The sequence below is a fragment of the Monashia sp. HAY1-5C genome, assembly GCF_056755255.1.
Map to the genome: position 1 here is coordinate 1 of NZ_JBPGXG010000018.1, position 13101 is coordinate 13101.

Sequence of the window (13101 nt, forward strand, 5' to 3'; positions counted from 1 at the left end):
TGAACCCGATGACGTCGCCGGTCGTGAAGTGGTGCACGTCGACGGTGAGGTCGCTGATGACGAAGACCTCCTCCTCCATGCCGGCGACCGGGACGACGAACCGGTCGCCCGAGCGGGGTTCCCAGGCCAGGCCGGCGTCCGAGAGCCGGCGCGCGAGGTCGAGGTTCAGCATGCCCCATCCTCACATCCCCCGCCGGACCCGCCAAGGTCCCTAGATTGGTGCCATGACGACGACGCCGCCGCAGCTGACGCCCCTCGACGAGTCCGCCTTCGAGCGCGTGCTGTGCGTCGTGGCACACCCCGACGACCTCGAGTACGGCACGGCCGCCCTCGTCGACAAGTGGGTCAAGGCCGACAAGACCGTGACCTACCTGCTCGCGACCCGCGGTGAGGCCGGCATCGACACGACCCACCCGGACGAGGCCGGTCCCCTCCGGGAGCGGGAGGAGCGCGAGGGCGCCGCACGGGTCGGCGTCGAGGTGGTCGAGTTCCTCGACTTCACCGACGGCGCCGTCGAGTACGGGCTGCCGCTGCGTCGGGCCATCGCGCGCGAGATCCGCATCCGCCGACCCGACCTCGTCGTCGGGCAGACCTACGCCGACCGCTTCCCCGGCGGCTTCGTCAACCAGGCCGACCATCGGGCGGTCGGGCTCGCGACCATCGACGCCAAGGCCGACGCCGGCAACCGGTGGATCTTCCCCGACCTCGTCGACGAGGGGCACGAGCCGTGGCAGGTCAAGCAGCTTCTCGTCACCGGCGACCCCGAGCCCACGCACTTCGTCGACGCATCCGACCACTTCGAGGCGGCGGTGGCCTCACTCGAGGCGCACGAGGCCTACCTGGCCGCCCTCGGCCCGGAGTACCCGAAGCCGCGCGACCTGCTCGAGATGATCCTGGGCGCTCCCGCCGAGGCGACCGGCGCCAGGTACAGCGTGGCCGGGCGTCTCATCGGGTGACGGTCGCTTCGAGAAGAGGTCGCAACGCCCCGGCCCGGGCGGCCTGCCAGGCGCGCAGGCCGGGTACCGCCGCCACCGGCTCACGCAGCGAGCTCTGACGCAGCGTCCCGGCCAGGGCGACCATGAGTCGCGTTGCCTCGTACGGGAGCCCGGCCAGGATTCCGCGAGCGGTACTGAGCGCCAGCGCGCCTCCGCCGACATGCCCTGACGCGACGACGTCGACGGCGAGCCCGGCTGCGTCGAGCCACGCCGCGCCGGCGGCGGCACGCCCCCAGTCGACGAGCCACACGCCGTCCTCGTGCTCGACGACGTTGTCGCAGCGCACGGCGAGGTGGACGAGGTGCGGCCCCGCCGTCCACGTGCGCCAGCCGTCGCTCATCGCGACCAGGGTCTGCAGGCGGCCGCGCTCCCAGTCGTCGAGCACCTCTGGCCGGGACGCGAGCTGCTGCCACCCGTCGAGGGCGGGCAGCCGCTCGACGGCCGGCGCGAGACCGCGGACGTCCGTGCGTCCCGAGGTCCGGGTGATGGCGTCGGTGACGGCCGCGACGTGCTGGGTGCGCCACGGCGGCCCGACGGCAGACCCGGACGCGGCGCTCGTCACGACGGCGAACCAGTCGTCGTGCCTCGCCGAGGTGAGCAGGGGGGCGTGCGGGACGTCCTCCGGCAGTCGCCGGAGCACGTCGGCCTCTTGCGCGTAGCGCTTGAAAGCCTCGGGATCCTGCTGTGCGGCAACCGCTTTCACGAACACCTGTCGCGCGTCGTCGAGGCTCAGACGAGCGGCGACACGCGATGACGTCCCGCCCTGCACCGCCTCCTGCCCCACCACGCGCGCGCCGAGCGACCGTTCGACCGCGCGCACGAGGGCGCGCGGTGCATCGGCCCAGTCGGACCGCCTGGTCGAACCGGCCGGCATCAGCTGCCGAGGACCGCCCGGTAGACGTCGAGGGTGCGGTCGCCGATGGAGGCCCACGAGAACGACTCCACGGCGCGGGCCCGGCCCGCCAGCCCACGCGCGCGGGCGCGGTCGACGTCGGAGACGGCGTCGGACAGCGCGGCGGCGAGGTCGGCGACGAAGCGGTCGGGATCGACCGGGGTGCCGGTGCCGTCCTGCACCTGCTCGATCGGCACGAGCCACCCCGTCTCGCCGTCGACGACGACCTCGGGGATGCCTCCCGTGGCGGTGGCCACGACGGCCAGCTCGCACGCCATGGCCTCGAGGTTCACGATGCCGAGCGGCTCGTAGACCGACGGGCAGACGAACACCGTGCCGTGGCTGAGCAGCGCGACGACCTCGGAACGCGGCAGCATCTCGGCGATCCACACGACGCCCTCGCGGCTCGCCCGCAGGTCGTTCATGAGGCCCTCGACCTCGGCCAGGATCTCCGGCGTGTCGGGAGCACCGGCGCACAGCACGAGCTGCACGTCGGGCGGCAGCTGGGCACACGCCCGGAGCAGGTACGGCAGGCCCTTCTGGCGGGTGATGCGACCGACGAAGACGACCGACGGGCGGTCGGGGTCGACGCCGTGCCGCACGACCGTCGCGCGTGCCGCCTCCGAGCGGTCCGGCGCCCACAGCTGCGAGTCGATGCCGTTGTGCACCACGTGAACCCGCTCCGGGTCGAGCGACGGGTAGCTCTTGAGGATGTCCTCGCGCATGCCGGCGCTCACGGCGACCACCCCGGCCGCGGCCTCGTAGGCGGTCCGCTCGGCCCACGACGAGACGCGGTAGCCGCCGCCGAGCTGTTCGGCCTTCCACGGGCGCATGGGTTCCAGCGAGTGGGCGGTGACGACGTGCGGCATCCCGCCGAGGAGGGAGGCGAGGTGGCCGCCCAGGTTGGCGTACCACGTGTGCGAGTGGACCAGGTCCGCGCCGACGCAGTCACCGGCCATGCCGAGGTCGACGCCGAGAGTCTGCAGCGCGGCGTTCGCGCCGACGAGCCCGGGCACGTCGGCGTAGGCCGTCGTGCCCTCTTCGTCCCGCGGCGCCCCGAAGCACCGCACCTGCACGTCGAGGTCACCTCGCTCGCGCAGGGCACGGACGAGCTCGGCGACGTGAACGCCGGCTCCACCGTAGATCGCGGGCGGGTACTCCTTGCTGAGGATGTCGACGCGCACGTTGGCAGACTAGTCCCGCCTCTCGGGACGGCAAGGGTTTGTTCGTGGCGCAACCTGTCGGGTCGTGCACGCCTGCCCTACTGTGGCGACATGGCCCGACGAAGCCCCGCCGCAGGACCGAAAGTGCTCGCGATCGTTCTCGCGGGAGGTGAGGGCAAACGCTTGATGCCGTTGACTGCCGACCGGGCCAAACCAGCCGTGCCCTTCGCGGGCATCTACCGCCTCATCGACCTGGCGCTGTCGAACGTCGTCAACTCCGGCTACCTGCAGGTCGTCGTCCTCACGCAGTACAAGTCGCACAGCCTCGACGCGCACGTGACCAAGACCTGGCGCATGTCGACGCTGCTCGGCAACTACGTCACGACCGTGCCGGCCCAGCAGCGCGTCGACAAGAACTGGTACCTCGGCAGCGCCGACGCGATCTACCAGAGCCTCAACCTCATGCACGACGAGCGTCCCGACATCGTGGTCGTTGTGGGCGCCGACCACGTGTACCGCATGGACTTCGGAGCGATGGTCGAGCAGCACATCGACTCCGGAGCGGCGTGCACAGTCGCCGCGATCCGCCAGCCCATCTCGCTCGCGAACCAGTTCGGCGTCATCGAGGTCGACGACGCCGACCCGACGAAGATCGCCGCGTTCCTCGAGAAGCCGAGCGACCCGAAAGGCCTGCCCGACAACGAGAACGAGGTGCTGGCCTCCATGGGCAACTACGTCTTCACCGCGGACGCCCTCGAGGACGCCGTGACCCGCGACCACGACAACGACGCGAGCAACCACGACATGGGCGGCGACATCGTGCCGTACTTCGTGGGCCGTGGCGAGGCCGGCGTCTACGACTTCAAGGACAACGACGTGCCGGGCTCCACCGACCGCGACCGGGGCTACTGGCGCGACGTCGGCACCATCGAGTCGTACTACGACGCGCACATGGACCTCGTGTCGATCCACCCCGTCTTCAACCTCTACAACTACGAGTGGCCGATCTACACGCAGCACGCGCCGTACCCGCCGGCCAAGTTCGTGCACGGCAGCGGGGACCGGATCGGCGAGGCCCTCAACTCGGCCGTCTCCCCCGGCGTCGTCGTGTCCGGTGCCCACGTGTACGCGTCCGTGCTCTCCCCCCTCGTGCACGTGCACTCGTACGCGAGCATCCAGGGGTCGGTGATCCTCGACGGTGTCGAGGTCGGGCGGCACGCGCAGATCCGGCGGGCGATCATCGACAAGAACGTCCGCGTGCCCGACGGCTGCCAGATCGGGATCGACCACGACCACGACCGGGCTCGCGGCTTCCACGTCACCGAGACCGGCATCGTCGTGGTCGGCAAGGACCAGGTCGTCACCGCGTGACCCCTGCGGCCGCGACGACACCCGACGAGCTCGCCACGCCGCGGAGCGCCGCCGACCCGCGGCCGGCGCGGGTCGGCGTCCAGGTCCCGCCGCAGCAGGCGACGTGGGCCCAGATCCGGCGCACCGCCGCGACGCTCGAGGAGATGGGCGTCGACGTCCTCCTCAGCTGGGACCACTTCTTCCCACTCAGCGGTGACCGCGGCGGGCTGCACTTCGAGTGCTGGACGATCCTCGGCGCCTGGGCGGAGTCCACCGAACGCGTCGAGATCGGCGCCCTCGTCACGTGCAACAGCTACCGCAACCCCAACCTCCTCGCGGACATGGCCCGCACCGTCGACCACATCAGCGGCGGCCGGCTCGTGCTCGGGATCGGCTCGGGCTGGGCGCAGCTCGACTACGACGAGTACGGCTACGAGTTCGGCACCGCGGGCGGACGCCTCGACGACCTCGCTCGCGACCTGCCGGTCATCCGCGACCGGTGGACCCGCCTCAACCCACCGCCGACGCGCGACATCCCGGTCCTCGTCGGCGGTGGCGGCGAGCGGAAGACGCTGCGCATCGTCGCCGAGCACGCGGACATCTGGCACGGCTTCGGTGGCCCCGAGCAGATCGCCCACAAGCACCGTGTGCTCGACGCCTGGTGCGAGCGGCGCGGCCGGGACCCGCTGGAGATCGAGCGCTCCGCCGGCGTGGCCTTCGTGCCGGGCCGCAACCCCGACCAGCGCGGGGACTACGCGAGCAACGCCCAGCAGCTGCACGACGTCGGCACCCGCCTGTTCACGGCGAGCGTCGCGGCGGCCGAGCCCGACCTGGCCCGGGTCCGCGACCTGCTGCAGTGGCGGGACGAGGTCAATGCGTCGCGGTGAGCCGTGAGGCCCGTGAGCCGGCTCGCCGGCGGTCGCATGCCGGATGGGGCGGCCGCGGTCCGGGGCGGCTCGTTAGCCTGACGACGTGAGTGACGCCAGCACCCGACCGGTCGACGCCAGTCCCACGCCCGAGGGGCTGCCCGACGCTCCGCAGACCCTCGGTGGGGCCGCGGCGCGAGCGGAGGGCACCGAGCCGGGGGTGACCGAGCCCGGCGCCACGCTCAGCGTCACGGTGACCGGGAAGGACCGCCCCGGCGTCACCGGGGGACTCCTCAGCGCGCTGTCCGGGGTCGGTGCAGAGCTGCTCGACATCCAGCAGGTCGCCGTCCACGGCCACCTGACCCTCGCCGTCCTGCTGCGCGCCGGCGACCACGCCGAGCAGCTCCGCGACGCCGCCGCCGTCGCCGCGCACCGGCTCGGGCTGACCCTGTCGGTCCTCGAGGGCACCGGTGACAACGCGCGGTCGCGTCAAGGCAGGGCGGCGGTCGTGGTCCTCGGCGCCCCGCTGCGCGCCGACGCGGTCTCGCTCGTGACGAGCCACATCGCGCAGCACGGGGCCAACATCGACCGCATCCGCCGGTTGTCGCGCTACCCCGTGACGACCGTCGAGTTCGACATCTCCGGTGCCGACGTCGCCTCGCTGCGCACCGAGCTCGCGCTCGTCGCCGCCGGCGCGGGCATCGACGTCGCCGTGGCGCCGGGTGGGCTCGCCCGACGCGGCCGCAGGCTCGTCGTCCTCGACGTGGACTCGACGCTGATCCAGCAGGAGGTCATCGAGCTGCTCGCCGCGCACTGCGGCCGCGAGGCCGAGGTGGCAGAGGTCACGGCCCGGGCGATGGCCGGTGAGCTCGACTTCGAGGAGTCGCTGCGGGCCCGTGTCGCCACCCTCGCCGGCCTGCCGGAGTCGGTGCTCGCGGAGGTGCGCGACTCCGTCGTGCTGACGCCGGGGGCGCGCACGCTCGTGCGCACGCTCAAGCGTCTGGGCTTCACCGTGGGGCTCGTCAGCGGCGGGTTCATCGAGATCGTGGGCGAGCTCGCGCAGGAGCTCGGCATCGACCACGCCCGCGCCAACCGCCTCGAGGTCGCGGACGGCGTGCTGACCGGACGCGTCGTCGGCGAGGTCGTCGACCGCGCGGGCAAGGCGCGTGCGCTGCGCGAGTTCGCCGCGGACGAGGGCCTGCCGCTGAGCCGCACCGTGGCGATCGGCGACGGGGCCAACGACCTCGACATGCTTGACATCGCCGGGCTCGGGGTCGCCTTCAACGCCAAACCCCTTGTGCGCGAACAGGCCCAGACGTCGGTCAACGTGCCCTACCTCGACTCGGTGCTCTACCTGCTCGGCATCTCGCGCGAGGAGATCGAGGACGCGGACCTGTCGGACGGCACGCCGACGCAGGCTCCGCCCGTGTCGCACGCCGGTCACTAGGCTGGGCCGATGCACAGCACCCCGTCCCTCGGCCCGGCCTCGCCCACCGTGGGCGGCGTGCGCCGGACGCTGCTCGTCATCGGCGGCGCGGAGGACCGGCTCGGACGCTCGGTCGTGCTCAAGCGGTTCGTGCGCCTGGCCGGCGGACGCTCCTCCCGCATCGTCGTCATCCCCACCGCGTCGGCCTACGCGGACGAGGTGTCGGAGTCCTACCGCGACGCGTTCACCCGGCTGCGAGGCGGTGACGTCGTCGCCGTCCACCCGCGGACGCGTCGCGACGCCGCCTCGCCAGACCTGGTCGCGGAGCTCGACGCCGCCACCGGTGTCTTCCTCACCGGCGGCAGCCAGGTCAAGCTCGCCCAGAACGTCGTCGGCACCCCGGTCGGTGACGCGATCGTCCGCGCCTACGAACGCGGGGCCGTGGTCGCCGGGACGTCGGCGGGCGCCTCGATCCTCAGCCGGTTCATGATCTCGCTCGGCGACGAGGGCCTGACCCCGCGGCAGCGGGCGAGCCAGATCTCGGCCGGCCTCGGCCTGGTGGAGGACGCCATCATCGACCAGCACTTCGACCAGCGGGGCCGCTACGGCCGGCTCATGTCGATGGTCGCCGCCTCGCCGAACCTGCTCGGCCTGGGGATCGACGAGAACACCGCCGCCGAGATCCGCGACGGCCGGTGGCTCACCGTCCTCGGAGCGGGCGCCATCTTCCTCGTCAACGCCCGCGACGCCGTCACCGACGCCCCCGACGCCCGGCGCGGGGCCCCGCTGCTCGTGTCGGGCGCGGTGGTGCACTCGCTGCCCGCCGGCAGTACGTTCGACCTCGAGCACGTCGAGCTGACCTCGTTCGTCGAGCGGCACCCCGACATCGAGGGCGCCGTCGTGCCGGCCAAGGACCGCACGGCCCGGGTCGGTCCGGGCAGCAGCACCGTCCACTGAGATTCCCCATCCCCCAGGAGCACTGCGATGGCCGTCGAGGTACCGACCCCCACCGGACTCGCGCGTCCGGACCTGACGATCCTCGAGACGAGGATCTACCGCGGTCCGAACGTCTGGTCCTACCAGCAGGCGGTCCACCTCGTCGTCGAGCTCGGCAGCCTCGAGGAGTACCCGACGGTGTCGTTGCCCGGTTTCACCGACCAGCTGCTGGCCGCCGTCCCCGGCCTCGAGAACCACACGTGCTCCCGGGGCCGCAAGGGCGGTTTCGTCGAGAGACTCCGTGAAGGGACCTGGCTCGGGCACGTCACCGAGCACGTCGCCCTGCAGCTGCAGACGCTCGCCGGGCACGACTCCCGTCGGGGCAAGACGCGCGGCGTCAAGGGTCACCCCGGCCGCTACGACGTCATCTACGCCTACACCGACGAGACCGTCGGTGTCGCCGCCGGACGCCTCGCGGTGCGGCTCATCAACCACCTCGTGCAGCCCGAGGAGGGCTTCGACTTCGACACCGCGTTCCACGACTTCCTGCGCCAGGCCGAGCGCGTCGCCTTCGGCCCGTCGACGTCGGCGATCCTCGAGGAGGCGGCGTCGCGCGACATCCCCTTCATCCGGCTCAACACCGGCTCGCTCGTGCAGCTCGGCCAGGGCGTCCATGCCCAGCGGATCCGGGCGACCATGACGAGCCGCACGGGTGCGCTCGCCGTCGACATCGCCGGCGACAAGGACCTCACCACGAAGCTCCTCGGCTCGGCGGGCCTGCCGGTGCCCAAGCAGGCGTCGGTCCGCACGGTGCGCGGCGCCGTCGAGGCGGCCCGACGCATCGGCTTCCCCGTCGTCGTCAAGCCGCTCGACGGCAACCACGGCCGTGGCGTGTGCCTCGACCTGCGCAGCGACGAGGACGTCGAGAAGGCGTTCGACATCGCCAGGGAGCAGTCGCGGCGCGGCACGGTCATCGTCGAGTCGTTCGTCACCGGCCGCGACTACCGGTGCCTCATCGTCGGTGGCCGGATGCAGGCCATCGCCGAGCGGGTGCCGGCGCACGTCGTCGGTGACGGCACCCACACCGTCGGCGAGCTCGTCGAGGCCACCAACGCCGACCCGCGCCGCGGCGTCGGCCACGAGAAGGTCCTGACGAAGATCCGCGTCGACGGCCCCGCACTGGATGTCCTTGCGGCACAGGGGTACTCGCTCGAGTCGGTGCCGCCCGAGGGTGAGATGGTCAAGCTCGCCCTGACCGGCAACATGTCCACCGGGGGCATCTCCATCGACCGCACCTTCGACGCCCACCCCGACAACGTCGAGATCGCCGAGGAGGCCGCGCGCATCGTCGGCCTCGACGTCGCGGGCATCGACTTCATCTGCCCCGACATCACCTACCCGGTCCGTGAGACGGGAGGTGCCATCTGCGAGGTCAACGCCGCGCCCGGCTTCCGGATGCACACGCACCCCACGGTCGGCGAGCCGCAGTTCATCGCCAAGCCGGTCGTCGACCTGCTCTTCCCGCCGGGGACGCCCTCGCGGGTGCCGATCGTCGCGGTCACCGGCACCAACGGCAAGACGACGACGTCACGGATGATCGCCCACATCTTCAAGGGTCTCGGCCGCAAGGTCGGCATGACCTCGACCGACGGCGTCGTCATCGACGAGCGCCTCGTCATCAAGGCCGACGCGTCGGGCCCCCGGTCGGCGCGGATGGTGCTGCAGAACCCACGCGTCGACTTCGCCGTCATGGAGGTCGCGCGGGGCGGCATCCTGCGCGAGGGCCTCGGGTACGACCGCAACGACATCGCCGTCGTCACCAACATCGCGCCGGACCACCTGGGGATGAAGGGGATCGACACCCTGCGCCAGCTCGCCGACGTCAAGGCCGTCATCGTCGAGGCGGTGCCCCGCGACGGCTTCGCCGTGCTCAACGCCGACGACCCGCACGTGCGCAACATGCGACGCCGGTGCTCGGGCGGCATCGTCTGGTTCACGATGTCCGAACCCGGCACCGAGGTGCGTGAGCTCGTCGACGACCACTGCCGTCGGGGCGGGCGCGCCGTCGTGCTCGAGCCGAGCGACCGCGGGGAGATGATCGTCATCAAGCACGGGCGCCGCAGCATGCAGCTGGCCTGGACGCACCTGCTCCCCTCGACCTTCGGCGGCGCGGCGCGGTTCAACGTCGCCAACGCGCTGGCCGCGGCCGGGGCGGCCTTCGCCGCGGGGGCGCCCCTGCACGACATCCGGCAGGGTCTGCGCACCTTCGCCACCACCTACTACCTGTCCCCCGGGCGCCTCAACCTCGTCCACGTGGGCAACGCCGACGTCTTCGTCGACTACTGCCACAACGCGGCCGGCATGAAGGAGCTCGGGACCTTCGTCGACCGCTACGCCGAGCAGAAGCGCGGGCAGGCCGACCTGGCCCGGGTCTCACGCATCGGCATGATCGGAGCCGCCGGCGACCGTCGAGACGACGACATCCGCGAGCTCGGCGAGGTCGCCGCGCACCACTTCGACGTCGTCGTCGTCCGCGAGGACGCCCGCCTGCGTGGGCGCCGCCCCGGCGAGTCGGCGCAGCTCGTCGCCGAGGGTGCGCACAAGGCGATGGCCGACGGGGCCCGCTGCCGGCAGGTCGAGATCGTCCTCGACGAGCTCGAGGCGACGCGGCACGTGCTGGCGCGCACCAACCCCGGTGACGTCGTCGTCATGTGCGTCGACAACCACGCCCGCGTCGTCGCCGAGCTCGAGGAGCGGACGAAGTCGGCGCAGGCCGGCGCGCGCCTCGGAACCCCCGGGGCGGCCACGAGCGACCCCGACCTCGACCCGAGCACGCTCACCGAGACCGCGGAGGCCGAGGGCACCGAGGCCGAGGAGGAGGCGCTCGTCGGGCTCCCGGGTGACGCGCCGGGCGAGGCGGACCCCGGCCAGGCCGACGACACCGCCGTCTGACGGACGTCCTGCGGCCCGGAAGCGCGCCACGGCGCGGTTCCGGCCGCGCTCCGGCCCCGTTCGGCGACGAGAAGTGCGCCACGGCGCGGTTCAAGCCGCGCTCCGGCCCCTCCCGACGCCCAGAAGTGCGCCACGGCGCGGTTCCGGACGGCGTCCGGGGACGGCCCTGCCCGAGGGCGCCTGGGTCAGCCGTCGGCCGGGGCGAGGTCGTCGGCGTAGGCCCGCAGGGCCCGGCGGTAGGACTGGGCCTCGGGGTCGGTCGTGGCGTCCAGGGTCGCGCGCACCAGGTCCGCGACTGCCTCACGCTCACGGCCTAGGTCGGTGCGCACGAGCGCGCGGAAAAGCAGTGCCGCCGTGCTGTGGGGCCGGGTCTCGAGCACGTCCTCGAGGACCGCGTCGGCCTCCTCGGGCCGACCGACGACGCGCAGACTCGACGCGAGCTGCAGCTGCGCCCGGTGCCGGTGCGGCTCGGGCAGTCCTCCACGGATCGCCTTCTCGTAGAGCGGGATCGCCCCGTGCTCGTCGCCCGCCGAGTCCATCGCGCCGGCCAGCTCGAACTCGAGCCGCGCGTCGCCGGGGTGCTCGTCGAGGAGTCGCCGGGCCGCTGAGATGCGCCCCTCCGGGTCCGAGGTCTCCCACAGGGCGGCGATCTCCGACTCGAGCTCGTGCTCGCCCCGGGCAGCCACGACCTTGCGTCGGATCGCCCGGGCATCGTCGACGGTTCCGCCGTTGTCCCGCAGCCAGCGGTCGACCTCCGCGCGCTCGGCGTGGCACATGAGGGCCACGACGTCGCCGTCGTGGGCATGCGCGACGAGCTGCTCGAGGGCGGACAGCTCGGTGTCGTGGGCGGGGACGTCGAGGACGCCGACGCGCGCCAGGCCGTCCCGGAAGAGCCCCAGGAGGTTCTCCGGCTCCCTGCCGCGCAGGTAGCGCCTCGCGATCTTGAGGACGACGTCGTCGGCGCCCCGCCCGGCGATCTCGCCCATGGCCTCGATCGCCTCGTCGGTGCGGTCACCCGCGCAGCCGAGCCCGACGCGGACCGCCCCGCCGGGGGCCGCCAGGCCGTGTGCCACCTCGAGGAGCGCCTCGAGACCCGCCTCGTTGTGGGCCATGTCCATGATGACCGTGGCTCGACCGCCACGCCCGAGCGGCAGCGTGTAGGTGTTGAGGCGCCCCCAGTTGTGCTCGGGGTCGGGCGCGAAGGTGCGCAGCCCTTCCACGACCGCGGACCGCGGGACGCCGAGCCCGAGGGCCGCGGCAGCACCCGCCAGGGCGTTCGCAATGTTGTTGCGCGACAGGCCGCTCAGGGTCATCGGCACGTCGGTGACCTTGACGAGCCGGTCGGGGTCGCCGTTGGCCGACAGGACGACGATCTCGCCCTCGAGCACCGTGATCCCCCGACCGCCGGCGTTGACCGCCTCCCAGAGGGCCGGCGAGTCGGGGTCGAGGCTGAACGCCCACGGCTTCGCCCGGCTGCGGCGGCGCATCGCCCACACGCGTGGGTCGTCGCCGTTTAGGACGCACCAGCCCTCCGGCCGCGTGACCGTGGTGACGATGGCCTTGACCTCGGCGAGCTGGTCGAGGGTGTCGATGCCCTGCAGCCCGAGGTGGTCGGCGCTGACGTTGGTGACGACGCTGACATCGTTGGCCGTGACGCCCATCCCACGCAGCAGCATGCCGCCGCGGGCCGTCTCGAGGATGCCCACCTGGAGGCCCGGGGTCTCGAGGACGCCGCGGGCGCCGGCCGGGCCCGAGAAGTCACCGGCCTCCGTGGTCTCGCCCATGACGACGATCCCGTCGGTCGAGCTCCAGGCCGTCGTCAGCCCGGCGGCCATGCACATGTGCGCCATGAGCCGGGTCGTCGTCGTCTTGCCGTTCGTGCCGGTGACGGACGCGACCGGCACGGTGGGTGTGATGACGCTGGGGCCGGGGCCGTCCGGCGCGGCGAGGATCCTCTCGGCCGCCGCGCCGATGGCGTCCTCGGCCCGGCACGACGGCGCGAGGAGCTGCTCGAGGACCACGGCGACCTGCTCGCCGGCCACCTGTCCGCGGGTGCGGTGGACCCACGGGAAGGCGAGCACCGCGTCCTCCACGGCCCCTCCGGCGCGAACCCGGACGCCGAGCCGGCCGACGCCGATCTCGGTCCCGAGGCGTCGGGTCACGGTGCGGATGACCCGCATGACGAAGCGCTGGCGCAGCGCCGTGCCGCGCTTGCCCGGCCGCGCCGAGCGCAGCCCGAGGCGCGCCGCGAGGGCCTCGGCCTCGGTCCGCCGCAGGTCGAGGTAGCCGGGCAGGTGCAGGCTGACCTTGATGGCGGGCCGAGCGAAGTAGAGGTTCGGACCGTCGAGGACGCGCACCTCGTCGACCCGGACGGCCTCGGTCGCGGTGGCGGCGTCGGTCCCGGCGTCGGTGGTGGCGTCGGTGGTGGCGTCGGTCGCGCCGAGGGTGGTGGCGTCGGTCGCGGCGTCAGGCATGGGCAGGACTCTAGCGACGGGCTGGGGCGCTCGCGCGGCGCCGGTCA

The 13101-nt window shown here is 72.9% G+C and carries 9 protein-coding genes; 6 read left to right on the top strand and 3 right to left on the bottom strand.

The genetic code is table 11. The annotated features are described in order from the left end of the window. Positions 1-224: 224 nt before the first annotated feature. A complete protein-coding gene (locus ACR9ZK_RS04605) occupies positions 225-956 on the top strand; it encodes a PIG-L deacetylase family protein (RefSeq protein ID WP_481340702.1) in 732 nt (243 codons plus the stop codon). Here ACR9ZK_RS04605 and ACR9ZK_RS04610 read toward each other — a convergent pair. Together ACR9ZK_RS04610 and glgA are read right to left on the bottom strand one after the other, a co-directional pair. Beyond that, on the bottom strand, positions 946-1635 hold the full coding sequence (locus ACR9ZK_RS04610; protein WP_481340703.1) for a hypothetical protein: 690 nt from the start codon (positions 1633-1635) through the stop codon (positions 946-948). The two genes, ACR9ZK_RS04605 and ACR9ZK_RS04610, sit on opposite strands and share 11 nt — an antisense overlap. Positions 1636-1868: 233 nt before the next feature. Next, a complete protein-coding gene (gene glgA, locus ACR9ZK_RS04615) occupies positions 1869-3071 on the bottom strand; it encodes a glycogen synthase (RefSeq protein WP_481340704.1) in 1203 nt (400 codons plus the stop codon). A gap of 90 nt (positions 3072-3161) precedes the next feature. On the opposite strand from glgA, the gene glgC reads away from it, so the two are divergent. The 5 genes from glgC to cphA all read left to right on the top strand — a co-directional run bounded on the left by glgC (position 3162) and on the right by cphA (position 10580). Next, positions 3162-4421 (top strand): glucose-1-phosphate adenylyltransferase, encoded by a 1260-nt coding sequence (glgC, locus tag ACR9ZK_RS04620; RefSeq protein ID WP_481340705.1) that lies wholly within the window; start codon positions 3162-3164, stop codon positions 4419-4421. Beyond that, positions 4418-5287, top strand: a complete 870-nt coding sequence (locus tag ACR9ZK_RS04625) for an LLM class F420-dependent oxidoreductase (protein ID WP_481340706.1) — start codon at positions 4418-4420, stop codon at positions 5285-5287. The genes glgC and ACR9ZK_RS04625 overlap by 4 nt, the downstream gene beginning before the upstream one ends. An 85-nt stretch (positions 5288-5372) precedes the next feature. Next, positions 5373-6713, top strand: coding sequence for a phosphoserine phosphatase SerB (serB, locus tag ACR9ZK_RS04630; RefSeq protein WP_481340707.1), 1341 nt, complete (start codon positions 5373-5375; stop codon positions 6711-6713). 9 nt (positions 6714-6722) lie between these two features. Beyond that, positions 6723-7649 carry a cyanophycinase gene (locus tag ACR9ZK_RS04635; protein WP_481340708.1) on the top strand — a complete coding sequence of 309 codons (927 nt, stop codon included), beginning with the start codon at positions 6723-6725 and terminating at the stop codon, positions 7647-7649. Positions 7650-7676: 27 nt separating this feature from the next. Then, positions 7677-10580 carry a cyanophycin synthetase gene (gene cphA, locus ACR9ZK_RS04640; protein WP_481340709.1) on the top strand — a complete coding sequence of 968 codons (2904 nt, stop codon included), beginning with the start codon at positions 7677-7679 and terminating at the stop codon, positions 10578-10580. A 185-nt stretch (positions 10581-10765) separates the two neighbouring features. On the opposite strand, the gene ACR9ZK_RS04645 is transcribed toward cphA, so the two are convergent. Then, positions 10766-13054 carry a tetratricopeptide repeat protein gene (locus ACR9ZK_RS04645; RefSeq protein ID WP_481340710.1) on the bottom strand — a complete coding sequence of 763 codons (2289 nt, stop codon included), beginning with the start codon at positions 13052-13054 and terminating at the stop codon, positions 10766-10768. Between the last annotated feature and the right edge of the window lie 47 nt (positions 13055-13101).